23 protein-coding genes are annotated in these 26,309 nt (G+C 71.0%); 21 read left to right on the top strand and 2 right to left on the bottom strand.

Features of this window, described 5'->3' with window-relative positions:
• Window positions 1–92: 92 nt before the first annotated feature.
• On the bottom strand, window positions 93–1,034 hold the full coding sequence (locus tag OG736_RS36360) for a cation diffusion facilitator family transporter (RefSeq protein ID WP_327186191.1): 942 nt from the start codon (window positions 1,032–1,034) through the stop codon (window positions 93–95).
• A gap of 667 nt (window positions 1,035–1,701) precedes the next feature.
• Here OG736_RS36360 and OG736_RS36365 point away from each other — a divergent pair.
• The 20 genes from OG736_RS36365 to OG736_RS36455 all read left to right on the top strand — a co-directional run bounded on the left by OG736_RS36365 (window position 1,702) and on the right by OG736_RS36455 (window position 22,884).
• Complete coding sequence (locus OG736_RS36365) at window positions 1,702–3,549, top strand: DUF5941 domain-containing protein (RefSeq protein WP_327186192.1); 1,848 nt, start codon at window positions 1,702–1,704, stop codon at window positions 3,547–3,549.
• Entirely contained in the window at window positions 3,546–4,298 is a 753-nt protein-coding gene (locus tag OG736_RS36370) for a phosphocholine cytidylyltransferase family protein (protein ID WP_020129460.1), read from the top strand. Before OG736_RS36365 ends, OG736_RS36370 begins: the two co-directional genes overlap by 4 nt.
• Window positions 4,286–5,347 carry an iron-containing alcohol dehydrogenase family protein gene (locus OG736_RS36375; protein ID WP_171400705.1) on the top strand — a complete coding sequence of 354 codons (1,062 nt, stop codon included), beginning with the start codon at window positions 4,286–4,288 and terminating at the stop codon, window positions 5,345–5,347. Before OG736_RS36370 ends, OG736_RS36375 begins: the two co-directional genes overlap by 13 nt.
• A complete protein-coding gene (locus tag OG736_RS36380; protein ID WP_078615685.1) occupies window positions 5,325–6,104 on the top strand; it encodes a CDP-alcohol phosphatidyltransferase family protein in 780 nt (259 codons plus the stop codon). Before OG736_RS36375 ends, OG736_RS36380 begins: the two co-directional genes overlap by 23 nt.
• 35 nt (window positions 6,105–6,139) lie before the next feature.
• Entirely contained in the window at window positions 6,140–6,985 is an 846-nt protein-coding gene (locus OG736_RS36385; RefSeq protein WP_199920311.1) for a glycosyltransferase family 2 protein, read from the top strand.
• Window positions 6,986–7,085: 100 nt separating this feature from the next.
• Entirely contained in the window at window positions 7,086–8,015 is a 930-nt protein-coding gene (locus OG736_RS36390; protein WP_327186194.1) for an ABC transporter permease, read from the top strand.
• On the top strand, window positions 8,008–8,796 hold the full coding sequence (locus OG736_RS36395) for an ABC transporter ATP-binding protein (protein ID WP_327186195.1): 789 nt from the start codon (window positions 8,008–8,010) through the stop codon (window positions 8,794–8,796). The genes OG736_RS36390 and OG736_RS36395 overlap by 8 nt, the downstream gene beginning before the upstream one ends.
• Before the next feature lie 360 nt (window positions 8,797–9,156).
• Complete coding sequence (hpnC, locus tag OG736_RS36400) at window positions 9,157–10,068, top strand: squalene synthase HpnC (RefSeq protein WP_327186196.1); 912 nt, start codon at window positions 9,157–9,159, stop codon at window positions 10,066–10,068.
• The gene (gene hpnD, locus OG736_RS36405) at window positions 10,065–11,015 is read left to right on the top strand and encodes a presqualene diphosphate synthase HpnD (protein WP_327186197.1); all 951 of its coding nucleotides are present in this window, start codon (window positions 10,065–10,067) and stop codon (window positions 11,013–11,015) included. Before hpnC ends, hpnD begins: the two co-directional genes overlap by 4 nt.
• Window positions 11,015–11,167: a DUF6380 family protein gene (locus tag OG736_RS47350; RefSeq protein ID WP_353962401.1), complete on the top strand. Its 153-nt coding sequence runs from the start codon at window positions 11,015–11,017 to the stop codon at window positions 11,165–11,167. Before hpnD ends, OG736_RS47350 begins: the two co-directional genes overlap by 1 nt.
• Window positions 11,164–12,585 carry a hydroxysqualene dehydroxylase HpnE gene (gene hpnE, locus OG736_RS36410; RefSeq protein ID WP_327186198.1) on the top strand — a complete coding sequence of 474 codons (1,422 nt, stop codon included), beginning with the start codon at window positions 11,164–11,166 and terminating at the stop codon, window positions 12,583–12,585. Before OG736_RS47350 ends, hpnE begins: the two co-directional genes overlap by 4 nt.
• Before the next feature lie 110 nt (window positions 12,586–12,695).
• Window positions 12,696–13,724 (top strand): polyprenyl synthetase family protein, encoded by a 1,029-nt coding sequence (locus tag OG736_RS36415; protein ID WP_327187810.1) that lies wholly within the window; start codon window positions 12,696–12,698, stop codon window positions 13,722–13,724.
• Window positions 13,725–13,841: 117 nt separating this feature from the next.
• Window positions 13,842–15,863 carry a squalene--hopene cyclase gene (gene shc / locus OG736_RS36420; RefSeq protein WP_327186199.1) on the top strand — a complete coding sequence of 674 codons (2,022 nt, stop codon included), beginning with the start codon at window positions 13,842–13,844 and terminating at the stop codon, window positions 15,861–15,863.
• Window positions 15,863–16,504 (top strand): phosphorylase family protein, encoded by a 642-nt coding sequence (locus OG736_RS36425; protein WP_327186200.1) that lies wholly within the window; start codon window positions 15,863–15,865, stop codon window positions 16,502–16,504. The genes shc and OG736_RS36425 overlap by 1 nt, the downstream gene beginning before the upstream one ends.
• A 5-nt stretch (window positions 16,505–16,509) precedes the next feature.
• On the top strand, window positions 16,510–17,532 hold the full coding sequence (gene hpnH, locus OG736_RS36430) for an adenosyl-hopene transferase HpnH (protein ID WP_310432799.1): 1,023 nt from the start codon (window positions 16,510–16,512) through the stop codon (window positions 17,530–17,532).
• Between the two features lie 4 nt (window positions 17,533–17,536).
• Window positions 17,537–18,694 (top strand): flavodoxin-dependent (E)-4-hydroxy-3-methylbut-2-enyl-diphosphate synthase, encoded by a 1,158-nt coding sequence (ispG, locus tag OG736_RS36435; RefSeq protein ID WP_327186201.1) that lies wholly within the window; start codon window positions 17,537–17,539, stop codon window positions 18,692–18,694.
• 26 nt (window positions 18,695–18,720) lie between these two features.
• Complete coding sequence (dxs, locus tag OG736_RS36440; protein ID WP_327186202.1) at window positions 18,721–20,643, top strand: 1-deoxy-D-xylulose-5-phosphate synthase; 1,923 nt, start codon at window positions 18,721–18,723, stop codon at window positions 20,641–20,643.
• Window positions 20,640–22,025: an aspartate aminotransferase family protein gene (locus OG736_RS36445; RefSeq protein ID WP_327186203.1), complete on the top strand. Its 1,386-nt coding sequence runs from the start codon at window positions 20,640–20,642 to the stop codon at window positions 22,023–22,025. The genes dxs and OG736_RS36445 overlap by 4 nt, the downstream gene beginning before the upstream one ends.
• Before the next feature lie 107 nt (window positions 22,026–22,132).
• Window positions 22,133–22,765: a helix-turn-helix domain-containing protein gene (locus OG736_RS36450; RefSeq protein WP_327186204.1), complete on the top strand. Its 633-nt coding sequence runs from the start codon at window positions 22,133–22,135 to the stop codon at window positions 22,763–22,765.
• The gene (locus OG736_RS36455) at window positions 22,762–22,884 is read left to right on the top strand and encodes a DUF6126 family protein (protein WP_020129477.1); all 123 of its coding nucleotides are present in this window, start codon (window positions 22,762–22,764) and stop codon (window positions 22,882–22,884) included. The genes OG736_RS36450 and OG736_RS36455 overlap by 4 nt, the downstream gene beginning before the upstream one ends.
• Before the next feature lie 72 nt (window positions 22,885–22,956).
• Here OG736_RS36455 and OG736_RS36460 read toward each other — a convergent pair whose 3' ends face one another.
• Window positions 22,957–23,754, bottom strand: coding sequence for a tyrosine-protein phosphatase (locus OG736_RS36460; RefSeq protein WP_327186205.1), 798 nt, complete (start codon window positions 23,752–23,754; stop codon window positions 22,957–22,959).
• A 223-nt stretch (window positions 23,755–23,977) separates the two neighbouring features.
• On the opposite strand from OG736_RS36460, the gene OG736_RS36465 reads away from it, so the two are divergent.
• Window positions 23,978–26,053 (top strand): alpha-galactosidase, encoded by a 2,076-nt coding sequence (locus tag OG736_RS36465; RefSeq protein ID WP_327186206.1) that lies wholly within the window; start codon window positions 23,978–23,980, stop codon window positions 26,051–26,053.
• Window positions 26,054–26,309: the final 256 nt, after the last annotated feature.

The following is a 26,309-nucleotide window of genomic DNA, read 5'->3' on the forward strand; positions in this document are numbered from 1 at the left end:
GGGACCCGGTAGGTGATCTTGCCCGGCGCCGGGAACGGGGAACCGTCCTGAACGTCTGTGCGGATCACGCGGCGCGGACGGCCGGTGCACGCTCAGTGACAGAGTCGCGCCTCGTGTTCCGCGTGGCCGCTCGGCTCCAGCTGGAAGGTGCAGTGCTCCACGTCGAAGTGGTGGCCCAGGCAGCCCTGGAGCTCGTGCAGCATCTTCTCGTGGCCGATCGCGTTCAGTACGTCCGAGCGCACCACCACGTGCGCCGACAGCACCGGCATCCCGGAGGTGATGGTCCACGCGTGCAGATCGTGGACGTCCTCCACCCCGTCCAGGGCGAGTATGTGGGACCGCACCTCCGCCATGTCGACGTCCTTGGGAGCCGACTCCAGCAGCACGTCGAGCGTCTCCCGCAGCAGCTTCACGGTGCGCGGCACGATCATCAGGCCGATGACGAGCGAGGCGACCGGGTCGGCGGCCTGCCATCCGGTGGTCAGGATCACCACCGCCGAGATCAGCACTGCCACCGACCCCAGCGCGTCCGCCGCCACCTCCAGGAACGCCCCGCGCACGTTCAGGCTCTCCGACTGGCCGCGCATCAGCAGCGACATCGAGATCATGTTCGCGACCAGGCCGATCCCGCCGAACCAGATCATCAGCCCGCCCTCGGTGGCGGCGGGAGTGAAGAACCGCTGGACCGCCTCGTAGAGGACGTAGCCGCCCACCCCGAGCAGCAGCAGGCAGTTGGCGAGGGCGGCCAGGATCTCGGCGCGCGCCAGCCCGAAGGTGCGGGTCTCGCTCGGCGGCCGGTTGGCGAACCGGATGGCGAGCAGCGCCATGCCCAGGCCCAGTGCGTCCGTCGCCATGTGCGCGGCGTCCGCGACCAGTGCGAGGGAGTCCGCGAGCATCCCGCCGACGATCTCGACGACCATGACGCCGAGCGTGATCGACAGGGCGACGCGCAGCCTGCCCCGGTACGCCGCTGCGGCCGTGGCGGTGGCCGGCACGTGGGTGTGCGTATGGCTGTGGTCGTGCCCAGCCCCCATGGAAGCAGCCCTTCTGTGGTCCGTCGTGGGCCGTCGCGTTCTGCCCCGCGATCACAGTGAACTACGGGTGGGGGGTATCCGGCAACGCGGCACTGAACACCGTTGTCATGTGCCCTGACCTGCGGAAACGATTCGCAGGTCAGGGATCCTCACCTGCTGATCAGCGGGAGTGCGGCGGTCGGCCCGGTGCGCGCCGGGAAAACGCCCGGGACGGCGACGTGCCCTCCGGCCCGGTCGTGACCCCGGTCATGGCGCCCGTGCCGGATGCGCCCTGTGCCCCCGATGCCCCGAAGTCCGCGGTGTATCCGTTCCGGCCGTGATGAGTCATGTCACGACGGAAGGTCCCGTCCCGACCGGTACGGACGCCCCGGCCCGGTGGACAATGTCCTGGATGTCGGCTCTTGGGGGCGCGGTTTGTCGCCCGGGCCGCCGATCACCGATGATGATCTCGGCAAAGGCCGGTTCAAGCCGAGTCCGAGCCGTGCTGCCGGACTGCGTCGATCGTGCCTGAACGGGCGGTGAACACGGCGTTCCCGGCATCCGATAGCCTCTGCCGACATGCCGCCCGCCTGGTGCGGCCACTGGTGAAGTCGCCGGTGCGGCCCAGGGGCGCCTCCATCGTGTACATGACCGGCGTGAACGCGCCGGACCCAGGGAGTGAGTTCGGTTGTCGACCGCCATCCTCACCGGCTCGCCGGTCCCCGGATCGTCGATCGAGGGCGATCTGCGGTCCCTCGGCTTCGACGTCCGGACCGCCTCCGACGCCGGTGACGCCGAGGCCCTCCTCGCCGCCGTCCCCGGTGACCAGCGTGTCGCCGTCGTGGACGCCCGCTTCGTGGGTCACGAGCACGCGCTGCGTCTCGGCCTCACCGACCCCCGCTTCCCGCTCGGCGCGATCCCGGGCGCGGTGACCGCCCAGCCGGCCGGTCGGCAGGCCCTGACCCGCGCGATGGCCAGGGAGAACTCGGCGAGCGCCGGAACCACCCACGGGGGTGCCCCCGCGCGGGCGAGGTCGAGCGTGGGAGACGTCGACAGCATCGACAGCGTCGCCGACCGGGTCGTCGCCGCCCTCGACGCCGACGGCGTCGACGTGCACCGCCCCGAACTGGGCAGTCTGGTCGCGGAGGTCCCGGCCGACCCGCAGGCCCGCAACGAGGCACGACAGGCCGTCGCCGCCGTCGACGACGAGGCCGTCCGCCTGAAGTCCGCCGTGAAGGCGCGCGACGGCTTCTTCACCACGTACTGCATCAGCCCGTACTCGCGCTACATCGCCCGCTGGTGCGCCCGCCGCGGCCTCACCCCCAACCAGGTCACCACCGCCTCGCTGATCACCGCACTGATCGCGGCGGCCTGCGCGGCCACCGGCACCCGGGGCGGGTTCGTCGCGGCCGGCGTGCTGCTGATCGCGTCCTTCGTGCTGGACTGCACCGACGGCCAGCTCGCCCGCTACTCCTTGCAGTACTCCACGCTCGGCGCCTGGCTCGACGCCACCTTCGACCGCGCCAAGGAGTACGCCTACTACGCGGGTCTCGCGCTCGGCGCGGCCCGGGGCGGCGACGACGTGTGGGCCCTGGCACTGGGCGCGATGGTCCTCCAGACCTGCCGGCACGTCGTGGACTTCTCCTTCAACGAGGCCAACCACGACGCCACCGCCAACACCAGCCCCACCGCCGCCCTCTCCGACAAGCTCGACAGCGTCGGCTGGACGGTCTGGGTGCGGCGGATGATAGTCCTGCCCATCGGCGAACGATGGGCCATGATCGCCGTTCTCACCGCTGCCACCACCCCCCGCATCACCTTCTACGCGCTGCTCGTCGGGTGCGCGTTCGCGGCGACCTACACCACGGCGGGCCGGGTCCTGCGCTCGCTGACCCGCAAGGCCAGGCGGACGGACCGGGCGGCGCAGGCACTGGCGGACCTCGCGGACAGCGGACCGCTCACCGAACTTCTGGCCCGCACGCTCCCCGCGGGCATCCGCGTTCCGGCCCCGCTCGCTGCGGTCGTCGGCGTTCTCCTGCTGGTGCTCGCGGCCTCGCTCGACGGCCCGGGCTTCTCGCTCCTGCTGGCCGCCGTCCTGTACGTCCTGCTCTCCGCCGACGCCGTCGCCCGCCCCCTCAAGGGCGCCCTCGACTGGCTGGTCCCGCCGCTCTTCCGGGCCGGGGAGTACTGCACCGTCCTCATCCTCGCGGCCAAGGCCGACGTGAACGGAGCGCTTCCCGCGGCTTTCGGGCTGGTTGCCGCCGTCGCCTACCATCACTACGACACGGTGTACCGCATCCGCGGCAACGCCGGAGCGCCGCCGGCCTGGCTGGTGCGCGCCATCGGGGGGCAGGACGGGCGCACACTGCTCGTCGTCGTGCTGGCCGTGCTGCTCACCGCCTCGCAGTTCACGGTCGCGCTCACGGTCCTCGCCGTGGTCGTCGCCGTCGTGGTGCTCCTCGAGAGCATCCGCTTCTGGGTCGCCGCCCACCGGGCAGGCGCCCCGTCCGTACACGATGAAGGAGAACCCGCATGATCGGCCTCGTGCTGGCGGCCGGCGCCGGACGGCGTCTGCGCCCCTACACCGACAGCCTGCCCAAGGCGCTGGTGCCGGTGGGGCCCGCGGGCATAGAGGGCGAGCCCACGGTCCTGGACCTGACGCTCGGCAACTTCGCCGAGATCGGTCTGACCGAGGTCGCGGTCATCGTCGGCTACCGCAAGGAGGCCGTGTACGAGCGCAAGGCGGCGCTGGAGGCGAAGTACGGCCTCAAGCTCACCCTCATCGACAACGACAAGGCCGAGGAGTGGAACAACGCCTACTCCCTGTGGTGCGGCCGTGACGCCCTCAAGGACGGGGTCATCCTCGCCAACGGCGACACCGTCCACCCGGTGTCCGTCGAGCACACGCTGCTCGCCGCCCGCGGCGAGGGCAGGCAGATCATCCTCGCGCTCGACACCGTGAAGTCCCTCGCCGACGAGGAGATGAAGGTCGTCGTCGACCCCGACCTGGGCGTCCGGCGGATCACCAAGCTGATGGACCCGGCCGACGCCACCGGCGAGTACATCGGCGTCACCCTCATCGAGGGCGACGCGGCCCCCGCACTGGCCGAGGCGCTCAAGACCGTGTGGGAGAGCGACCCCCAGCAGTTCTACGAGCACGGCTACCAGGAGCTCGTCGACGGCGGCTTCCGCATCGACGTGGCCCCGATCGGTGACGTCGCGTGGGTCGAGATCGACAACCACGACGATCTCGCCCGTGGACGGGAGATCGCGTGCCAGTACTGACCCGGCTGATCCCCTCACCGGTCGTCGTGGACATCCGCCCGGGTGCCCTCGACGACCTGGTCGGGGTCCTCGCCGACGAGCGCATCTCGCACTCGGGCAAGCTCGCGATCGCCGTCAGCGGCGGCTCGGGCGCCCGGCTGCGTGAGCGCCTCACCCCGGCCCTGCCCGGCGCCACCTGGTACGAGGTCGGAGGCGGAACGCTCGACGACGCCGTGCGGCTGGCGAGCGACATAAGAGCCGGCCACTACGACGCGGTCGTGGGCCTCGGCGGCGGCAAGATCATCGACTGTGCCAAGTTCGCCGCGGCACGGGTCGGCCTGTCCCTGGTCGCCGTCCCGACGAACCTCGCCCACGACGGCCTGTGCTCCCCGGTCGCCACCCTCGACAACGACGCCGGCCGCGGTTCCTACGGGGTCCCGACCCCGATCGCCGTCGTGATCGACCTGGACGTCATCCGCGAGGCGCCGGTCCGCTATGTGCGGGCCGGCATCGGGGACGCCGTCTCCAACATCTCCGCCATCGCGGACTGGGAGCTCGCCAACCGGATCAAGGGCGAGAAGATCGACGGCCTCGCCGCCGCGATCGCCCGGCAGGCCGGCGAGGCGGTGCTGCGCCACCCGGGCGGCATCGGGGACACCGACTTCCTCCAGGTGCTGGCCGAGGCGCTGGTGCTCAGCGGCATCGCGATGTCGGTGTCGGGCGACTCCCGCCCGTCCTCCGGCGCGTGCCACGAGATCAACCACGCCTTCGACCTGCTCTTCCCCAAGCGGGCGGCCGCCCACGGCGAGCAGTGCGGACTCGGCGCGACCTTCGCGATGTACCTGCGCGGAGCGCACGAGGAGTCGGCCTACATGGCCCAGGTGCTGCGCCGCCACGGCCTTCCGGTCCTGCCGCAGGAGATCGGCTTCACGGTGGACGAGTTCGTCCGTGCCGTGGAGTTCGCTCCCGAGACCCGGCCCGGCCGCTACACGATCCTCGAACACCTCGACCTCAAGACCGAACAGATCAAGGACATCTACGCCGACTATGTCAAGGCCATCGGTAGCTGAACTCAGACCGGTCGTCCACCCTCCGGGGGTGAAGGACCGGCGCAGCGGTGAGCACTGGATGGGACGCCTCTACATGCGTGAGGTGTCCCTGCGGGTCGACCGCTACCTGGTCAACACCAGGGTCACGCCCAACCAGCTCACGTACCTGATGACCGTCTTCGGCGTGCTCGCCGCCCCGGCCCTGCTGGTGCCGGGGATCACGGGCGCCGTGCTCGGCGTGGTGTGCGTCCAGATGTACCTGCTGCTGGACTGCGTGGACGGCGAGATCGCCCGCTGGAAGAAGCAGTACTCGCTGGGCGGGGTCTATCTGGACCGGGTCGGGGCGTATCTCACCGACGCCGCCGTGCTGGTCGGCTTCGGCCTGCGTGCCGCCGACCCGTGGGGCACCGGACGCATCGACTGGCTCTGGGCCTTCCTCGGCACACTGGCCGCGCTCGGCGCGATCCTGATCAAGGCGGAGACCGACCTCGTCGGCGTCGCCCGGCACCAGGGCGGTCTGCCGCCGGTCAAGGAGTCGGCGTCCGAGCCGCGCTCCTCCGGGATGGCACTGGCCCGCCGGGCCGCCTCGGCGCTCCAGTTCCACCGGCTGATCCTCGGCATCGAGGCGTCCCTGCTGATCCTGGTGCTGGCGGTCGTCGACCAGGTGCGCGACGACCTGTTCTTCTCCCGGCTCGGCGTGGCCGTGCTGGCCGGCATCGCGCTGCTCCAGACCCTGCTGCACCTGGTGTCCATCCTCGCGTCGAGCAGGCTGAAGTGAGAGCGCCCGGGAAGGTCGGCGCGGTCGTCATCACCATGGGCAACCGCCCCGACGAGCTGAGAGCACTGCTGGACTCGATCGCCAAGCAGGACGGCGACCGGGTCGAGGTGGTCGTGGTCGGCAACGGCTCGCCCGTCCCGGACGTCCCCGAGGGCGTCAGGACGATCGAGCTGCCCGAGAACCTTGGTATCCCCGGCGGCCGCAACGTCGGCATCGAGGCCTTCGGACCCAGCGGCCGGGACGTCGACGTCCTGCTGTTCCTGGACGACGACGGTCTCCTGGCCCACCACGACACGGCCGAGCTGTGCCGCCGGGCCTTCGACGCCGATCCGAAGCTGGGCATCGTGAGCTTCCGGATCGCCGACCCGGAGACCGGGGTCACCCAGCGCCGCCACGTGCCCCGGCTGCGCGCCTCGGACCCGATGCGCTCCTCCCGGGTCACCACGTTCCTCGGGGGCGCCAACGCCGTGCGCACGAAGGTCTTCGCGGAGGTGGGCGGACTCCCGGACGAGTTCTTCTACGCCCACGAGGAGACCGACCTGGCATGGCGGGCCCTCGACGCGGGCTGGATGATCGACTACCGGTCCGACATGGTGCTGTACCACCCGACGACCGCGCCCTCGCGGCACGCGGTGTACCACCGCATGGTCGCCCGCAACCGGGTCTGGCTGGCCCGGCGCAACCTTCCCGCTCCGCTGGTCCCCGTCTATCTCGGGGTCTGGCTGCTGCTCACCCTGGCGCGCCGCCCCTCGGGGTCCGCGCTGAAGGCGTGGTTCGGCGGTTTCCGGGAAGGCTGGAGCACTCCGTGCGGACCTCGTAGGCCCATGAAGTGGCGTACGGTGTGGCGGCTGACCCGACTGGGCCGGCCCCCGGTGATCTGACAAGCTCGTCCCTGAGGGCACCCCGGGCCGTACCGCGGGCCCCCCGGCTCATGCAGGCCTCGTCAAGGCTGCGCATCCCGAAGACGAAAGTTTCCTACCTGTGAGTGAGACAACGCATGACGTCGGAGTCGTGGTGACCGCGCCTCCGTCGCCCGACGAGGGCCTCACGGCGGCACAGCTGGCCGCCAAGTACGGGCTGGCCGTGAGCGGCGCCCGGCCTGCGCTGCGGGAGTACGTCCGGCAGCTCTGGGGGCGCCGGCACTTCATCATGGCGTTCTCCCGGGCGAAACTGGCCTCCCAGTACAGCCAGGCCAAACTCGGCCAGCTGTGGCAGGTGGCCACGCCGCTGCTGAACGCGGCCGTGTACTTCATGATCTTCGGCCTGCTCCTCAACGCCGGCCGGGGGATGTCGAAGGAGGTGTACATCCCCTTCCTCGTCACGGGCGTCTTCGTGTTCACCTTCACGCAGAGCTCGGTGATGACCGGCGTCCGGGCGATCTCGGGCAACCTCGGCCTGGTCCGCGCCCTGCACTTCCCGCGTGCCTCACTGCCGATCTCGTTCGCCCTGCAGCAGCTTCAGCAACTGCTGTACTCGATGCTGGTGCTGTTCCTGGTCGTGATCGGCTTCGGCAGCTACCCGGACGCCTCCTGGACGCTGATCGTCCCGGTGCTCGTCCTCCAGTTCTGCTTCAACTCCGGTCTGGCGCTGATCTTCGCCCGGGCCGGCGCGAAGACCCCGGACCTGGCGCAGCTGATGCCGTTCGTGATGCGGACGTGGATGTACGCGTCCGGCGTGATGTTCTCCATCCCCGTCTTCCTCGCGGACAAGCCGCAGTGGGTGGCCAACATCCTGCAGTGGAACCCGGCGGCCATCTACATGGACCTGATGCGCTTCGCGCTCATCGAGGAGTACGGCGCCGAGAACCTTCCCGCGCACGTCTGGGCGGTCGCGGGCGGTTGGGCCGTCCTCGTCGCCGTCGGCGGCTTCGTGTACTTCTGGCAGGCGGAGGAGAGGTACGGCCGTGGTTGAGCCGCTCGCGGGACAACGGATCCCGACCGTCATCGCCGACGAGGTCCACATCGTCTACCGCGTCAACGGCGCCAAGTCCGGCAAGGGCAGCGCCACCGCGGCGCTCAGCCGCATCGTCAAGCGCGGTTCCGACGACACGGCACGCGGCGTGCGCAAGGTGCACGCCGTGCGCGGCGTCTCCTTCGTCGCCCACCGCGGCGAGGCCATCGGCCTGATCGGCTCCAACGGCTCCGGCAAGTCCACGCTGCTGCGCGCCATCGCCGGTCTGCTGCCGCCGGAGAGCGGCAAGGTCTACACCGACGGCCAGCCCTCGCTGCTCGGCGTCAACGCCGCCCTGATGAACGACCTCACCGGCGAGCGCAACGTCACGCTCGGCGGGCTCGCCATGGGCATGTCCCGCGAGCAGATCAAGGAGCGCTACCAGGAGATCGTCGACTTCTCCGGCATCAACGAGAAGGGCGACTTCATCACCCTGCCGATGCGCACCTACTCCTCTGGCATGCAGGCCCGGCTGCGCTTCTCCATCGCCGCCGCCAAGGACCACGACGTCCTGATGATCGACGAGGCCCTGGCCACCGGCGACGCGAAGTTCCGGGGGCGCTCCGAGGAACGCATCCGGGAGCTGCGCGAGCACGCCGGCACGGTGTTCCTGGTGAGCCACAGCAACAAGTCGATCAGGGACACCTGTGACCGCGTGCTGTGGCTGGAGCGTGGCGAACTACGGCTGGACGGCCCGACCGAAGAGGTCATGAGGGAATACGAGAAGTTCTCGGGCAAGTAGCGTGATTCGGCCAGGGCCCCGCCGGAACTGTCCGGCGGGGCCCTGCGTCTGCAAAGGAAACGTCAACTCCGGGTCGGCCTAGGAATCTTGACGCCAATCGGTGTGTTGTTGTGATGTCCCGGACACCCCCGCGAACCGTGCTGCGTTGTACAACGTAAGCTGGACCGGCCCCCGAATCGCGCCAAGTGGGGCGAAAACGTGCAGTGCCCGCCGTCGGGGACGCTGCGCGGGCGGCTCGGCGGCGTGTCCGAAATAGTGTGTATTAGGTCGGCAGTGTAGAACGGGAGATGTGACGGCGATGGCTACGGAAACTCCCCAGATCGACGCGAGCCGTGCCGTCCCCGCCCCGGGCGGTCGACGATGACGGCACCCGCCGCGCCACGCATCGGCGACCCGGAGCGCGGCACGCTCGACAAGGCCGCGGACGAGAACTTCCCGGTGGCCCCCTTCTTCCTGCCCAGGGCCTGGCGCGACGACCTGATGGCCGTGTACGGCTTCGCCCGGCTCGTCGACGACATCGGTGACGGCGACCTCGCCCCCGGCGGCGCGGACGCCCGGCTGCTCGGCGTGTCGGCCACCGCCGCCGAGGACCGCCTCGCCCTGCTGGACGCCTTCGAGGCCGATCTGCGTCGTGTCTTCGACGGATCCGACGGCCCGCCCCGGCACCCCCTGCTGCGCCGTCTCCAGCCGACCGTCCGCCGTCGCTCGCTCGGCCCCGAGCCCTTTCTCGGCCTGATCGCCGCCAACCGGCAGGACCAGCTCGTCACGCGCTACGAGACCTACGACGACCTCCTCGCCTACTGCGAGCTGTCGGCCAATCCCGTGGGCCGGCTGGTCCTCGCCGTCACCGGCGCCGCCACCCCCGAGCGGATCCGCCGCTCCGACGCGATCTGCACCGCGCTGCAGATCGTCGAGCATCTCCAGGACGTGTCCGAGGACCTCGGCCGCGACCGTGTCTATCTGCCCGCCGCGGACATGAAGCGCTTTCACGTCAAGGAATCGGATCTGGCCACGAACACCGCGGGCGCGTCGGTGCGCGCGCTGGTCGCGTACGAAGCGCAACGCGCCCGCGATCTGCTGAATGAAGGCGCCCCCCTGGTGGGTAGCGTTCACGGCAGGCTGAGGCTGTTGCTCGCGGGTTTCGTGGCGGGGGGAAGCGCGGCGATCAAGGCGATCGCCGCCGCCGAGTACGACGTACTTCCCGGCCCGCCCAAGCCCGGCAGGCTCCGGCTGCTGCGCGAGGTGGGCGTGACCCTGCGAGGAGAGGGGTGATCCGGGCCGTGGAGCCGTCACCGCACGTGTCCGCGCCGGTACTCGCCGCCTACAGCTACTGCGAGACCGTCACCGGGCAGCAGGCCCGTAACTTCGCGTACGGCATCCGGCTGCTGCCCACGCCCAAGCGCCGCGCGATGTCGGCGCTGTACGCCTTCTCGCGCCGTGTCGACGACATCGGCGACGGCGCACTGGGCGGCGAGGTCAAGAGCGCCAGGCTCGAGGAGACCCGGGCGCTGCTCGCCCGGGTCCGCGCGGGCGAGGTCGAGGAGGACGACACCGACCCCGTCGCGGTCGCCCTCGCGCACACGGCCCGGGTCTTCCCCGTCCCGCTGCGCGGCCTGGACGAGCTGATCGACGGCGTCCTGATGGACGTGCGCGGCGAGACCTACGAGACCTGGGACGACCTGAAGGTGTACTGCCGCTGTGTGGCGGGCGCCATCGGACGCCTCTCGCTCGGCGTGTTCGGCACCGAACCGGGGGCGCGAGGCGCCGAGCGCGCGCCGGAGTATGCCGACACGCTCGGGCTCGCGCTCCAGCTCACGAACATCCTCAGAGACGTCCGCGAGGACGCCGAGGGCGGCCGCACCTATCTGCCCGCCGACGACCTCGCGAAGTTCGGCTGCTCGGCCGGGTTCGACGGGCCGAAGCCGCCGGAGGGATCCGACTTCGCGGGTCTCGTGCACTTCGAGGTGCGGCGGGCCCGCACCCTCTTCGCCGAGGGCTACCGGTTGCTTCCCCTGCTCGACCGCCGCAGCGGCGCCTGTGTCGCCGCCATGGCGGGCATCTACCGCCGTCTCCTCGACCGCATCGAGCGCGACCCCGAGGCCGTGCTGCGCGGCCGGGTCTCGCTGCCCGGACGGGAGAAGGCCTTCGTGGCCGTACGCGGGCTGTCGGGCCTGGACGCCCGGCATGTGTCGCGGCGGACCGTCAGGAGGCACCCCTGATGGACGCGACCGGTGACAAAGTGGGCCAAGGTGATTCCACCGGCGAAAAGCGGCACGCAACCCTCCGGTGCGGCGCGGCGTCCCTGACTGCGACGGCCAGCGGTGCAGAGTTCAAACACCATGGCCGGTCCGCACGGGAGGGTGCAGGATGAACGACGAGCAACTCGCGGACGCCGTGGAAGCGTCCGGCCCTTCGGGGCGCACCGCCGTCGTCGTCGGGGGAGGGCTCGCCGGGGTGACCGCCGCGCTCGCGCTCGCCGACGCGGGCGTACGCGTCACCCTGCTCGAAGGCCGCCCCCGGCTCGGCGGCCTGGCCTTCTCCTTCCGGCGCGGCGAACTGACCGTGGACAACGGACAGCACGTGTACCTGCGCTGCTGCACCGCCTACCGCTGGTTCCTCGAGCGCATCGAGGGCAGCGCGCTGGCGCCCTTGCAGGATCGTCTCGACGTGCCCGTCGTCGACGTGGCCAGACCCGAGGGACGGCGGCTCGGCAGGCTGCGACGCGACGCGCTGCCCGTACCCCTGCATCTGGGGCGCAGCCTCGCCACGTATCCGCACCTCTCGCTCGCCGAACGCGCCAGAGTGGGCCGTGCCGCGCTCGCGCTCAAGGGGCTCGACCTCGCCGATCCACGGCTGGACGCACAGGACTTCGGCAGTTGGCTCACCGCGCACGGTCAGTCGGCACGCGCCGTCGAGGCCCTCTGGGACCTGGTCGGGGTCGCCACCCTCAACGCGGTCGCGGGCGACTCCTCGCTGGCGCTCGCCGCGATGGTGTTCAAGACCGGTCTGCTGTCCGACCCGGGCGCCGCCGACATCGGCTGGGCGCATGTCCCGCTGGGTGAACTGCACGACCGGCTCGCCCGCAAGGCGCTCGACTCCGCGGGCGTGCGTACCGAGGTCCGTACACGCGTCACCTCCCTCTCTCCTGACGGGAACGGGACGTGGAGCGTTCAGGTTCCCGGCGAGACGCTCCGCGCGGACACGGTCGTCCTCGCCGTACCGCAGCGCGAGGCGTACGACCTGCTCCCCGACGGGGCGCTCGACGACGCCGAGCGGCTGCTGGAGATCGGCACCGCGCCCATCCTCAACGTGCACGTCGTCTACGACCGCAAGGTGCTCGACAAGCCCTTCTTCGCGGCGCTCGGCACGCCCGTGCAGTGGGTCTTCGACCGCACCGCCGCCTCCGGGCTGCGCGAGGGCCAGTACCTCGCCCTGTCCCAGTCCGCGGCGCAGGACGAGATCGACGAACCCGTGGCCGCGCTGCGCGAGCGCTATCTGCCCGAGCTGGAACGGCTGCTGCCGACCACGCGCGGCGCCGGGGTGCGGGACTTCTTCGTGACCCGGGAGCGCACGGCGACGTTCGCCCCCACCCCCGGCGTCGGGCGCCTTCGGCCCGGCGCCCGCACCAGAGTTCCCGGCCTGTACCTGGCCGGAGCGTGGACCGCCACAGGGTGGCCCGCGACCATGGAGAGTGCGGTCCGCAGCGGTGTGAGCGCGGCGGACGCCGCGCTGAGCACCCTCGGCCGGCCCCGCCCCCGCCGCCTCTTCGAGTTCGAGGAGGCGGCCTGATGCTCGATCAGCACGGCTCGGCACACCCCCGCACCCTCTCCAGCACCGCAACAAGAGGAGAAAACGTGCCCACTGTGCCCCCGGCCACGCCGGCCGCTCGGAGGACCGCGGTGGACGTGACCGCGCTCCTGGAGCGCGGCCGCACCCTGGCCACACCGGTGCTGCGGGCGGCCGTCGACCGTCTGGCACCGCCCATGGACACGGTCGCCGCCTACCACTTCGGCTGGATCGACGCCCACGGCAACCCGACCGACGGCGACGGCGGCAAGGCCGTGCGGCCGGCCCTCGCCGTGCTCTCCGCCGAGGTCACGGGGGCCGCTCCCGAGGTCGGTGTCCCCGGCGCGGTCGCCGTCGAGCTGGTCCACAACTTCTCGCTCCTGCACGACGACCTGATGGACGGCGACGAGCAGCGCAGGCACCGCGACACCGTCTGGAAGGTGCACGGCCCCGCCCAGGCCATCCTGGTCGGCGACGCCCTGTTCGCCCTCGCGGGCGAGATCCTCCTCGAACTCGGCACGGTCGAGGCGGCCCGGGCGACCCACCGCCTGACCGTCGCCACCCGTGCCCTCATCGACGGCCAGGCCCAGGACATCTCCTACGAGCACCGCGACCGGGTCAGCGTCGAGGAGTGCCTGGAGATGGAGGGCAACAAGACCGGTGCCCTGCTGGCCTGTGCCAGTTCCATCGGCGCCGTGCTCGGCGGGGCGGACCAGCACACCGCCGACGCCCTGGAGAAGTACGGCTACCACCTCGGCCTGGCCTTCCAGGCCGTGGACGACCTGCTCGGCATCTGGGGCGACCCGGAGGCCACCGGCAAGCAGACCTGGAGCGATCTGCGCCAGCGCAAGAAGTCCCTGCCGGTGGTCGCCGCGCTCGCGGCGGGCGGTTCCGCCTCCGAGCGGCTCGGCGAGATCCTCGCCGCCGACGCCAAGAGCAGCGACTTCGAGACCTTCTCCGAGGGGGAGTTCGCGGCCCGCGCCGCCCTGATCGAGGAGGCGGGCGGCCGTGACTGGACCGCTGGAGAGGCGCGCCGCCAGCACGCCGTCGCCCTGGACGCCCTGAACGCCGTGGACATGTCCGAGCAGGTGCGGGACCGGTTCACGGCGCTCGCCGACTTCGTCGTCGTACGAAAGAGATGATCCCTATCGGTCGAATAGCCCTCGCGTAGTCGCCGGCCGGTGTGCGAGGAGAGAGCACCGGCCGACGGCGGACCCACAGCAGACGCAAAGCCATGCACACTGCACGAAGGGGAAGCCATGACAGCGACGACCGACGGAAGCACCGGGGCTCTGCCGCCCCGCGCTGCCGCGGCCAGCGAAACCGACATCACCATCCCCGTGGCGGCCGGGGTACAAGAAGCCGCCACCCGCGCGATGCAACGCGCCACCGACTTCCTGCTCGCCGGGCAGGACGCCGAGGGCTGGTGGAAGGGCGACCTCGAGACGAACGTCACGATGGACGCCGAGGACCTGCTGCTCCGTCAGTTCCTGGGCATCCGCGACGAGGCAACGACCCGGGCCGCCGCGCTCTTCGTCCGGGGCGAGCAGCGCGAGGACGGTACGTGGGCCACCTTCTACGGCGGTCCGCCCGACCTCTCCGCCACCGTCGAGGCGTACGTCGCCCTGCGGCTGGCGGGCGACGCCCCCGAGGCGCCCCACATGCGCCGGGCCTCCGGGTGGATCCGCGAGCAGGGGGGCATCGCCTCCGCCCGGGTCTTCACCCGGATCTGGCTGGCCCTGTTCGGCTGGTGGAAGTGGGAGGACCTGCCCGAACTCCCGCCTGAGCTCTTGTTCTTCCCCAAATGGTTCCCGCTGAGCATCTACAACTTCGGCTGCTGGGCGCGGCAGACGATCGTGCCGCTCACCGTGGTGTCGGCGAAGCGCCCGGTGCGTCCGGCGCCTTTCCCGCTCGACGAGCTGCACGCCGATCCCGCGGATCCCAACCCGGCCAAGCCCCTCGCCCCGGTGAACAGCTGGGACGGACTCTTCCAGCGGCTCGACAAGGTGGTGCGCGGCTACCGGTCGGTCGCGGTGCGCAGGCTGCGCGGCGCGGCCCTGAACGCCGCCGCCCGCTGGATCATCGAACGGCAGGAGAACGACGGCGCCTGGGGCGGCATCCAGCCGCCGGCCGTGTACTCGGTGATCGCCCTGCACCTGCTCGGCTACGACCTCCAGCACCCGGTGATGCGGGCGGGCATCGAGTCGCTGGACCGGTACGCCGTGTGGCGCGAGGACGGCGCGCGGATGATCGAGGCCTGCCAGTCGCCGGTGTGGGACACCTGCCTGGCCACCATCGCGCTCGCCGACGCGGGACTTCCCGCCGACCATCCGCAACTGGTCAAGGCCGCCGACTGGATGCTCGGCGAACAGGTCGTCCGACCGGGTGACTGGTCGGTGAGCAGGCCCCAACTGCCGCCGGGCGGCTGGGCGTTCGAGTTCCACAACGACAACTACCCCGACATCGACGACACCGCCGAGGTCGTCCTCGCGCTGCGCCGGGTCAAGCACCACGACCCGGAGCGGATGGACCGGGCCATCGCCCGCGGGGTGCGCTGGAACCTCGGGATGCAGTCGAAGAACGGGGGCTGGGGTGCCTTCGACGTCGACAACACCAGCCCGTTCCCCAACCGGATGCCCTTCTGCGACTTCGGCGAGGTCATCGACCCGCCGTCCGCCGACGTCACCGCGCACGTCGTCGAGATGCTGGCGGTCGAGGGGCTCTCGCACGACCCGCGCACCCGGCGCGGCATCGAGTGGCTGCTGGCCGAACAGGAGCCGGAAGGCTCGTGGTTCGGGCGCTGGGGCGTCAACTACGTCTACGGCACGGGGTCGGTGGTGCCGGCCCTGACCGCGGCGGGCCTGCCCGCGCAGCACCCCGCGATCCGGCGGGCGGTCTCCTGGCTGGAGCGGGTGCAGAACGACGACGGCGGCTGGGGCGAGGACCTGCGCTCCTACCAGGACGCCGCCCGCTGGAGCGCCCGCGGCGCCTCGACGGCCTCCCAGACGGCCTGGGCGCTGATGGCGCTGCTGGCGGCCGGGGAGAGGGACTCCAAGGCCGTCGAGCGGGGCGTCGCCTGGCTGGCGCAGACCCAGTTGGAGGACGGCTCCTGGGACGAGCCCTACTTCACCGGCACCGGCTTCCCCTGGGACTTCTCGATCAACTACCACCTCTACCGGCAGGTCTTCCCGCTGACCGCGCTCGGCCGGTACGTCCACGGAGAGCCGTTCAGCAAGCAGCCCGCCACGCACGCGGCTACCACCGAGGCCAAGGGGGGCTGATGAGCACGCAGTCCGTCCCGTCGCCGCTGCTGATCGCCTGCGCCCTCGGCATCGAGCACCTCGCCCTGCGCATGGGCGACCGCGGCGGAGCCGACGGGCCGGTCACCGTCCTGCGGACGGGCATGGGGCCGAAGGCGGCGGAGCGTTCCGTCTCCCGCGTCCTGGCCGACCCGGTGTTCGCCGGGGCGGCCGTGCTGGCCACGGGCTTCTGCGCCGGCCTCGCCCCCGGTATGCACCCCGGTGATCTGGTCGTCGCCGAGGAGACCCGCGACCCGCGGGGCAGTGTCCCCTGCGTCGGCACCGAGCTGCTCGTCAAGGAACTCGCCCGCACCCTGCCCGGGCGCACCGTCCACACCGGCCCCCTCACCGGCTCCGACCACGTCGTTCGCGGGCACGAGCGGGCCGACCTGCTCGCGACCGGCGCGATCGCCCTCGACATGGAGTCGGCGGCCACGCTGCTGAGCGCCGTGCGCGCGGAGCCGCGCCCGGTTGCGGCCGTCCGGGTGGTCGTGGACGCTCCTGAACATGAACTCGTCCGGATCGGCACGGTACGCGGTGGAATATCAGCCTTCCGCGTCCTTCGCTCGGTCCTGCCTGCTTTTTTCGAATGGCACCGTAATGTTCTGCTCCCCCGGAGGTGAGCCACATGGCCATGCCACTGCGCCAGTCCATCAAGGTCGCTACATACCTGGCCGAACAGAAGCTCCGCAAGCGGGAGAAGTTTCCGCTCATCGTCGAGCTGGAACCGCTCTTCGCCTGCAACCTCAAGTGCGAGGGCTGCGGCAAGATCCAGCACCCGGCGGGAGTGCTCAAGCAGCGCATGCCGGTCGCCCAGGCCGTCGGCGCGGTGCTGGAGTCCGGTGCGCCGATGGTGTCCATCGCGGGTGGTGAGCCCCTGATGCACCCTCAGATCGACGAGATCGTGCGGCAGTTGGTGGCCAAGAGGAAGTACGTCTTCCTCTGCACCAACGCCATGCTGCTGCGCAAGAAGCTGGACAAGTTCACGCCCTCTCCCTACTTCGCCTTCGCCGTGCACATCGACGGGCTGCGGGAGCGGCACGACGAGTCGGTGGCCAAGGAAGGTGTGTTCGACGAGGCCGTGGCGGCCATGAAGGAGGCCAAGCGGCGCGGCTTCCGGGTGACCACCAACTCGACCTTCTTCAACACCGACACCCCGCAGACCATCATCGAGGTGCTCAACTACCTCAACGACGACCTCAAGGTCGACGAGATGATGATCTCGCCCGCCTACGCCTACGAGAAGGCTCCCGACCAGGAGCACTTCCTCGGCGTGGAGCAGACCCGCGAGCTGTTCAAGAAGGCCTTCTCGGGTGGCAACCGGCGCCGCTGGCGGCTCAACCACTCCCCCCTGTTCCTCGACTTCCTCGAGGGCAAGGCCGACTTCCCGTGCACGGCGTGGGCGATCCCCAACTACTCGCTGTTCGGCTGGCAGCGGCCCTGCTACCTGATGAGCGACGGGTACGTGCCGACGTACCGCGAGCTGATCGAGGAGACGGACTGGGACAAGTACGGCCGGGGCAAGGACCCGCGCTGCGCCAACTGCATGGCGCACTGCGGCTACGAGCCGACCGCCGTCCTGGCCACCATGGGCTCGCTGAAGGAGTCGCTGCGCGCCCTGCGCGAGACCGTCAACGGGAACCGGGAGTGACGGCATGACCGCCGTCTCCCTGGGCGTCCCCGGGATGCCGGTCCGGCCGGTGGCGTCGCGACGCGAGTCGCGGCGGATCCAGGTCGGACCGGTGGCGGTCGGGGGCGGGGCCCCGGTGTCGGTGCAGTCGATGACGACGACGCGTACGTCGGACATCGGCGCCACCTTGCAGCAGATCGCGGAACTCACCGCGTCCGGCTGCCAGATCGTCCGCGTCGCCTGCCCCACGCAGGACGACGCGGACGCCCTCGCGACCATCGCCCGCAAGTCGCAGATCCCGGTGATCGCGGACATCCACTTCCAGCCGAAGTACGTGTTCGCCGCGATCGAGGCGGGCTGCGCCGCGGTCCGGGTGAACCCCGGCAACATCAAGCAGTTCGACGACAAGGTCAAGGAGATCGCGCGCGCCGCGGCGGAGCACGGCACCCCGATCCGGATCGGTGTGAACGCCGGCTCGCTGGACCGGCGGCTGCTCCAGAAGTACGGCAAGGCGACTCCCGAGGCCCTCGTCGAGTCCGCCCTCTGGGAGGCGTCGCTCTTCGAGGAGCACGGCTTCAGGGACATCAAGATCTCCGTCAAGCACAACGACCCGGTGGTCATGATCGAGGCGTACCGGCAGCTCGCCGCGCAGAGCGACTACCCGCTGCACCTCGGGGTGACCGAGGCGGGTCCGGCGTTCCAGGGCACGATCAAGTCGGCGGTGGCGTTCGGCGCGCTGCTCTCGCAGGGCATCGGCGACACGATCCGGGTGTCGCTGAGCGCCCCGCCGGCCGAGGAGGTGAAGGTCGGCATCCAGATCCTGGAGTCCCTGAACCTCCGGCAGCGACGGCTGGAGATCGTCTCCTGTCCGTCCTGCGGGCGGGCCCAGGTCGATGTCTACAAGCTGGCCGACGAGGTCACGGCGGGCCTCACGGGCATGGAGGTCCCGTTGCGGGTCGCCGTCATGGGGTGCGTCGTCAACGGCCCCGGCGAGGCGCGGGAGGCGGATCTGGGGGTCGCCTCCGGCAACGGAAAGGGGCAGATCTTCGTGAAGGGCGAGGTCGTCAAGACCGTCCCCGAGTCGAAGATCGTGGAGACCCTCATCGAGGAGGCGATGAAGATCGCCGAGCAGATGGAACAGGACGGCGTCGCGGCGGGGGAGCCGGCCGTCACCGTGAGTTGAACAGCACGGACCGAAGGGGGCCCGACGTGACGATCCTGGAGAACATCCGGCAACCACGCGACCTGAAGGCGCTGTCCGAGGCGGAACTCGGTGAACTGTCCGAAGAGATCAGGGAGTTCCTGGTGCACGCGGTCGCCAGGACCGGCGGACACCTGGGGCCCAACCTCGGTGTGGTCGAACTGACGGTCGCGCTCCACCGGGTCTTCGAGTCGCCGGTCGACCGCATCCTGTGGGACACCGGACACCAGAGCTATGTGCACAAGCTTCTGACCGGGCGTCAGGACTTCTCCAAGCTGCGCGGCAAGGGCGGCCTGTCCGGCTACCCCTCCCGTGAGGAGTCCGAGCACGACGTCATCGAGAACAGTCACGCCTCCACCGCCCTCGGCTGGGCCGACGGCCTCGCCAAGGCCCGCCAGGTGCAGGGCGAGAAGGGCCATGTGGTCGCGGTCATCGGTGACGGCGCGCTCACCGGCGGCATGGCCTGGGAGGCGCTGAACAACATCGCGGCCGCCAAGGACCGGCCGCTGATCATCGTCGTCAACGACAACGAGCGCTCGTACGCGCCGACCATCGGCGGACTCGCCAACCACCTGGCGGCCCTGCGCACGACCGACGGCTACGAGAAGGTGCTGGCCTGGGGGAAGGACGTGCTGCTGCGCACGCCGGTCGTCGGCCACACGGTCTACGAGTCGCTGCACGGCGCGAAGAAGGGCTTCAAGGACGCCTTCGCGCCGCAGGGCATGTTCGAGGACCTCGGCCTGAAGTACGTCGGCCCCATCGACGGGCACGACATCAAGGCCGTCGAGTCCGCGCTGCGGCGGGCCAAGCGCTTCCACGGGCCGGTGCTGGTGCACTGCCTGACCGAGAAGGGCCGCGGGTACGAGCCCGCCCTCGCGCACGAGGAGGACCACTTCCACACCGTGGGTGCGATGGACCCTCACACCTGCGTGCCGCTCGCGCCCGCCGGCGGCCCGTCCTGGACGTCCGTCTTCGGCGAGGAGATCGTGCGGATCGGCGAGGAACGCGACGACGTGGTGGCGATCACCGCGGCGATGCTGCATCCGGTGGGGCTCGCCGGGTTCGCCGAGCGCTTCCCGGACCGCGTGTGGGACGTCGGCATAGCCGAACAGCACGCGACCGTGAGCGCGGCCGGGCTGGCGACCGGCGGCCTGCACCCCGTCGTCGCCGTCTACGCCACCTTCCTCAACCGGGCCTTCGACCAGCTGCTGATGGACGTGGCCCTGCACCGCTGCGGGGTCACCTTCGTGCTGGACAGGGCCGGTGTCACGGGCGTGGACGGGGCCTCCCACAACGGCATGTGGGACATGTCGGTGCTCCAGGTCGTCCCGGGACTGCGCATCGCGGCGCCCCGCGACGCCGAGCAGTTGCGCGCGCAGCTGCGGGAGGCGGTCGCGGTGGACGACGCGCCGACCCTGGTCCGCTTCCCGAAGGAGTCGGTCGGACCGGAGGTGCCGGCCGTCGACCGGGTGGGCGGCATGGACGTGCTGCACCGCGGCGACCGCGCCGAGGTGCTGCTGGTGGCCGTCGGCGTGATGGCGCCGGTGTGCCTCCAGGCCGCCGAGCTGCTGGAGGCCAGAGGCGTCGGCTGCACGGTCGTCGACCCCCGGTGGGTGAAGCCCGTCGACCCGGCCCTGCCCGGCCTCGCCGCCGAGCACCGGCTGGTGGCCGTCGTCGAGGACAACAGCCGTGCCGCCGGCGTCGGATCGGCGGTGGCGCTGGCCCTGGGCGACGCCGACGTCGACGTGCCCGTACGGCGGTTCGGCATCCCGGAGCAGTTCCTCGCGCACGCCAAGCGCGGCGAGGTGCTCGCCGACATCGGCCTCACCCCCGTCGAGGTGGCCGGCCGGATCAGCGCGAGCCTGGCCGCCAGGGACGTCCGGTCCCTCGACGCCCCGGTGACCGGCCCAGTCAAGGAGAAAGCTGAATGACCACGGAGTTCGACCTCGGCGCCCTCCTGGCCGAGCGCGGAGCCGAGCGCTACGAGCTGCACGGCAGATACCTCAACCACCAACTGCCGCGCATGCTGCACACCATCGGCTTCGACAAGGTCTACGAGCGCGGTGAGGGCGCGTACTTCTGGGACGCGGACGGCAACGACTACCTGGACATGCTCGCCGGGTTCGGGGTGATGGGGCTCGGCCGGCACCACCCCGTCGTCCGCAAGGCGCTGCACGACGTCCTCGACGCCCAGCTCGCCGACCTGACCCGCTTCGACTGCCAGCCGCTGCCCGGGCTGCTGGCCGAGAAGCTGCTCGCCCACAGCCCGCATCTGGACCGGGTGTTCTTCGGCAACAGCGGCACCGAGGCGGTGGAGACGGCGCTGAAGTTCGCCCGGTACGCCACCGGTCGGCCGAGGGTCCTGTACTGCGACCACGCCTTCCACGGGCTCACCACGGGCTCGCTGTCGGTGAACGGCGAGTCCGGGTTCCGGGACGGGTTCGCGCCCCTGCTGGCCGACACGGCGGTCCCGCTCGGCGATCTCGACGCTCTGGCCGGTGAGCTGAGCAAGGGAGACGTCGCCGCCCTCATCGTCGAGCCGATCCAGGGCAAGGGGGTGCACGAGGCGCCGCCCGGCTATCTGCGTGCCGCGCAGGAGCTGCTGCACCGGCACAAGGCACTGCTGATCGCGGACGAGGTGCAGACGGGTCTCGGCCGGACCGGCGACTTCTACGCCTACCAGCACGAGGACGGCGTGGAGCCGGACCTGGTGTGCGTGGCCAAGGCGCTGTCCGGGGGCTATGTGCCGGTCGGTGCCACGCTCGGCAAGGACTGGATCTTCAAGAAGGTCTACTCGTCGATGGACCGGGTGCTCGTGCACTCGGCGAGCTTCGGGTCCAACGCGCAGGCCATGGCGGCCGGGCTCGCGGTGCTGTCCGTGCTGGAGAACGAGCAGATCGTGGCCAACGCGCGGGCCACCGGCGACCTGCTCAGGTCCCGGCTGGCGGCCCTCGTCGACAAGTACGAGCTGCTGGCCGACGTCCGCGGCCGGGGCCTGATGATCGGCATCGAGTTCGGAAAGCCCAGGTCGCTGAAGCTGCGCAGCCGGTGGGCCATGCTCCAGGCGGCCCGCAAGGGACTCTTCGCGCAGATGGTGGTGGTGCCGCTGCTGCAACGGCACCGGATCCTCACCCAGGTCTCCGGTGACCATCTGGAGGTCATCAAGCTGATCCCGCCGTTGATCGTCGGCGAGCGGGAGGTGGACCGGTTCGTCGACGCCTTCACCGCCGTGATGGACGACGCGCACGGCGGCGGCGGGCTGATGTGGGACTTCGGCAGGACACTGGTGAAGCAGGCGGTGGCCAACCGCTGAGCCGCCCGGGAGCGCGGGCGACCGAAAGAACGGTCCGGGCCTGCGCGCGCTTTTGCCTCTGAGGCAACAAATTTGCCGCAGAGGCAATTCAGGCGTGCAATGGAGCCATGAGCTCGCCCGAGTCCGAGGACCCGGCGGAACCAGCCGGGGCTCTTCCCGCCGTCGCCCCCCAGCTGCGCGCCCTGCGCCGCCGGGCCGCCCTCACCCTGGAGGCCGCGGCCCGCGCCGCCGGGCTGTCGCCCGCCCATCTCTCCCGCCTGGAGACCGGGCAGCGCCAGCCCTCGCTGCCGATGCTGCTCGCGCTCGCCCGTATCTACGGTACGACGGTCTCGGAACTGCTCGGCGAGACGTCCGCCGACCGGGACGCCGTCGTCCGCGCCGCCGCCATGGAGCCGACCCGCGCGGGCGGCTGGACCTACTGGCAGGCGGGCGCCTCCGGGCGCGGGATGCAGGCCCTGCGTGTCCACGTGCCGTACGGCTCCCAGGGAGACGTCGTCCGCGTGCACCCCGGGGAGGAGTGGCTGCACGTCCTGCGCGGGCGGCTGCGGCTGCGTCTCGGGGACACCACCGAACTGCTCGGGCCCGGTGACAGCGCGCACTTCGACTCGCTGACCCCGCACCGCATCGCGGCCCAGGACGCCGACGGGGTCGAACTGCTCTTCGTCCACACCCTGTTGCAGAGCCCCACGGCCACGCTGTGCCTGGGCCCGACCCCTTCGGACATCGGAGAGACGCCATGAAGGACATCGAGGAGAAGTTCCCCCGCACCCTCTGGATCCGGCTGATCATCTACATCGCGGTGGGGCACGTCTTCGCGGCGTTCCTCTGGCTGCTGTTCGAGGTGGGGGCCAACCAGTAGGGCCCCGGACGCCGCTGCGGCCTCCGGGGCAGGGAGCCGGACGCGACATCGGACGCGATGCCGGACGAGGTGTCAGTCGAGCAGGCGGTTCCGCAGCCGCTCACGGGTCTCGGGGGAGAGCCCGAGGCCTTCCTCCAGATAGGCGTCGACGCCGCCCCAGGTCTCCTCGATGGTCTCCAGGGCCGCCGCGAGGTACTCCGCGCGCGCGTCGAAGAGCGGGCTGAGCAGCTCCATGACCTCGGGGGAGTAGGCCGCGGCGGAGGTGGCGCTGCGGCGCACCCGGTAGCGGCGGTGCTTGGCGTTGGACTCCAGGTAGTCGGCGAGGATCGCCTCGCGCTCCACGCCCAGGGCGAGCAGCGTCACCGCGATGGACAGGCCCGCGCGGTCCTTGCCCGCCGCGCAGTGCATCAGGGCCGGGACGCTGTCCTCGGCGAGCGAGTGCAGCACCCGCGCGTGCTCGGCCGTCCGCTCCTTGATGATCGAGCGGTAGGAGGCGATCATCCGGCCGGCGGCCTTGCCGTCGCCGAGGATCCCGCGCAGCTGGTCGATCTCGCCGTCGCGGACCATCTTCCAGAACTCGGAGCCGTCCGCCGGGTCCGACAGGGGCAGGTTCACATTGCGCACGCCCGGGAGCTCGACGTCCGGGCCCTCCAGCTTCTGGTCCGCGGCGTTGCGGAAGTCGAAGATCGTGTGCAGGCCCAGGCCGGAGAGGAACGCGGCGTCCTCGTCGGTCGCGTGCGCGAGATGGCCGCTGCGGAACAGCACGCCGTGCCGCACCCGCCGGCCGTCGACGGTCGGCAGACCGCCCACATCCCGGAAGTTGCGCACACCGGCCAGCTCGGGCTCGGTCGACGGGATCTGCTGCGTCACGGGGGCTTCCTCCCTGTCGGTCTCCGTCGGCGCGGCTCGTGGTGGCCGACGGGACGCTTCCCCGACGATACGACATGGGTTCCCCGGGCAACGGGTTGTCCACAGGGCGGTACTCCGGACGTCTGACCAGGTGAAGAGTTGTCCACGGAAAGTTGCCCGGCAGGCCGACCGCATTCGATGATGTTGGTGCTTGATCGCACCTGTTCGAATTAGTGGGGGTTTGATGCCCGAGATCGCCGACAACGGCCGTACCTGGCTCCTTTCGGGGCCGACGAGCAGCTACGCCCTCCACCTCACCGAGGCCGACGAGCTGGTCCACCTGCACTGGGGCCCGGGCATCGCGCTCGCGGACGCCGAGGCGCTCGCCGCCCTCCCGGCGTCGGAGCGGGGGGCGTCCTTCGAGTCCCCGCTCGACGGCCGGGAGGAGTACCCGGTCGAGGGCGGCCCCCGCTTCGTCCGGCCCGCCCTGTCCGTGCGCACCGACGAGCGGCGCGGCACCGAATGGTCCTACGAGGACTTCGAGGCCGACGACGACGGGCTGCGGCTGCGGTTCCGGGACGCCGGACTGGCCCTCACCCTGCACTACCGGATGCGCGGCGATGTCGTCGAGCGCTGGACGACCCTGCGCAACGACGGTGAGCGGCCGCTGGAGCTGCTGCGCGCCGACTCCGCCACCTGGACCCTGCCCGAGCGCGACGACTGGCGGCTGTCGCAGCTGCACGGCCGCTGGGCCGCCGAGTCCCGGCTCACCCGGTCTCCGCTCACCTACGGCGAGCAGGTCATCGGCAGCCGCCGCGGCCACACCGGGCACCAGCACCTGCCCTGGATCGCCCTGGACACCGACGCGACCGAGGAGCGCGGCGAGGTCTACGGCTGCGCCCTCGGCTGGTCGGGCACCTGGCGGATCGCCGTCGCTCAACTCCCGGACGCGCGCGTGCAGATCACCGGGGGCGTCGGGTACGACGACTCGGGGCTGCTGCGGCTGGCCGCGGGGGAGTCCTTCACCACGCCCGTCTTCGCCGGCCTGTGGAGCGACGCCGGCTTCGGCGGGGCGAGCCGCACCTGGCACGCCTACCAGCGCGCGTACGTCGTCCCGGACGCCGAACAGGACCGGCCGGTGCTGTTCAACTCCTGGGAGGCCACCTACTTCGACATCTCCGAGGAGCAGCAGGCCACGCTCGCCCGGCGGGCCGCCGCGATCGGCGTGGAGCTCTTCGTCGTCGACGACGGCTGGTTCGGGGCGCGCACCGGCGACCACGCCGGACTCGGCGACTGGCGGCCCAACCCCGACCGCTTCCCGAACGGGCTGAAGCCCCTCGCCGACCAGGTGCACGACCTCGGCATGCAGTTCGGCGTCTGGGTCGAGCCCGAGATGGTCAACCCGGACAGCGAGCTGTATCGGGCGCACCCCGACTGGGTGCAGTTCCAATCCGGACGAAAGCGGACGGAGTTCCGCAATCAGCTCGTGCTGAACCTCGCCCGCGAGGACGTTCAGGAGTACCTCTGGGAGCAGCTCCACGGGCTTCTCTCCAGCGCGCCCGTCGACTATGTGAAGTGGGACTTCAACCGCTGCTTCACCGACGCCGGCTGGCCGGACGACCCCTACCCGCAGCGCCTCTGGGTCGACCACGTACGGGCTCTGTACGCGCTCCTGGACCGGCTTCGGGAGGCCCACCCCGGGGTCGCCTTCGAGTCCTGCTCCGGCGGCGGCGGACGCATCGACCTCGGGATCATGAGCCGCACCGACCAGGTGTGGACCTCCGACAACACCGATCCGCTCGACCGGCTCGACATCCAGCACGGCTTCAGCCAGATCCACCCCGCCCGGGTCATGGCGGCCTGGGTCACCGACAGTCCCAACGCCCAGCTCAACGGCCGGGTCAGCTCGCTGCGCTTCCGGTTCGTCAGCGCCATGGCCGGCGTGCTCGGCGTCGGCGGGGACCTCTCCGAGTGGAGCGAGGAGGAGCTCGCCGAGGCGCGCCGGTGGGTGGACCTCTACAAGGAGATCCGGCCGCTCGTGCAGCAGGGCGACCTCTACCGGCTGCGGCCCCCGGCGGGCGGCCTGAGCGCCGTCCAGTACGTGCGCGGTGACGAGAGTGTCGTCCTCGCCTGGCTCCAGGCGCAGCGGTTCGGTGAGCCCGTCCCGGCGTTGCGGCTGCGCGGACTGGACCCGACGGCGTCGTACGAATGCCGCGAAACGGGCGAAGTCCACCGAGGGGCGGTACTGCTCCATCACGGGCTGCGCACCGGACTGCGGGGTGACCTTGATGCGACGGTTATCCGACTGCGTCGCATCTGAGGTTTCTGTCCGAATTGAATCCTTAATTCCAACTCGCTCTGGAATAAAGGAACCTGGAGAGCCGTCACGTGAGCAGCGTCATATCCGTGACCGTATGTCGCCCGTCATGTTCACGTAATTCGCATGCTTTTCCAGGGTGCTTGGCGGTGAACGGGTCCCTTGTCTCACGGAGTGTGACCGGGGATTCTCACAGGGGATCAAGAGAAAGGCGTCAGCGGCACAACCTCTGCTTGTCCCTGTGCGTTCCGGTCGCTTA

It is taken from the genome of Streptomyces sp. NBC_01334 (assembly GCF_035983595.1).
Lineage (GTDB): Bacteria > Actinomycetota > Actinomycetes > Streptomycetales > Streptomycetaceae > Streptomyces > Streptomyces coriariae.

Bases quoted from the DNA above. Each gene is read 5' to 3' on its own strand.
- OG736_RS36445 (WP_327186203.1), top strand. From the start codon at position 20,640: ATGACCACGGAGTTCGACCTCGGCGCCCTCCTGGCCGAGCGCGGAGCC.
- OG736_RS36385 (WP_199920311.1), top strand. From the start codon at position 6,140: ATGGGCAACCGCCCCGACGAGCTGAGAGCACTGCTGGACTCGATCGCC.
- OG736_RS36455 (WP_020129477.1), top strand. From the start codon at position 22,762: ATGAAGGACATCGAGGAGAAGTTCCCCCGCACCCTCTGGATCCGGCTG.
- shc (WP_327186199.1), top strand. From the start codon at position 13,842: ATGACAGCGACGACCGACGGAAGCACCGGGGCTCTGCCGCCCCGCGCT.
- OG736_RS36465 (WP_327186206.1), top strand. From the start codon at position 23,978: ATGCCCGAGATCGCCGACAACGGCCGTACCTGGCTCCTTTCGGGGCCG.
- hpnC (WP_327186196.1), top strand. From the start codon at position 9,157: ATGACGGCACCCGCCGCGCCACGCATCGGCGACCCGGAGCGCGGCACG.
- OG736_RS36450 (WP_327186204.1), top strand. From the start codon at position 22,133: ATGAGCTCGCCCGAGTCCGAGGACCCGGCGGAACCAGCCGGGGCTCTT.
- hpnH (WP_310432799.1), top strand. From the start codon at position 16,510: ATGGCCATGCCACTGCGCCAGTCCATCAAGGTCGCTACATACCTGGCC.
- OG736_RS36370 (WP_020129460.1), top strand. From the start codon at position 3,546: ATGATCGGCCTCGTGCTGGCGGCCGGCGCCGGACGGCGTCTGCGCCCC.
- OG736_RS36360 (WP_327186191.1), bottom strand. From the start codon at position 1,034: ATGGGGGCTGGGCACGACCACAGCCATACGCACACCCACGTGCCGGCC.
- ispG (WP_327186201.1), top strand. From the start codon at position 17,537: ATGACCGCCGTCTCCCTGGGCGTCCCCGGGATGCCGGTCCGGCCGGTG.
- OG736_RS36380 (WP_078615685.1), top strand. From the start codon at position 5,325: ATGTCAAGGCCATCGGTAGCTGAACTCAGACCGGTCGTCCACCCTCCG.
- OG736_RS47350 (WP_353962401.1), top strand. From the start codon at position 11,015: ATGGACGCGACCGGTGACAAAGTGGGCCAAGGTGATTCCACCGGCGAA.
- hpnE (WP_327186198.1), top strand. From the start codon at position 11,164: ATGAACGACGAGCAACTCGCGGACGCCGTGGAAGCGTCCGGCCCTTCG.
- OG736_RS36425 (WP_327186200.1), top strand. From the start codon at position 15,863: ATGAGCACGCAGTCCGTCCCGTCGCCGCTGCTGATCGCCTGCGCCCTC.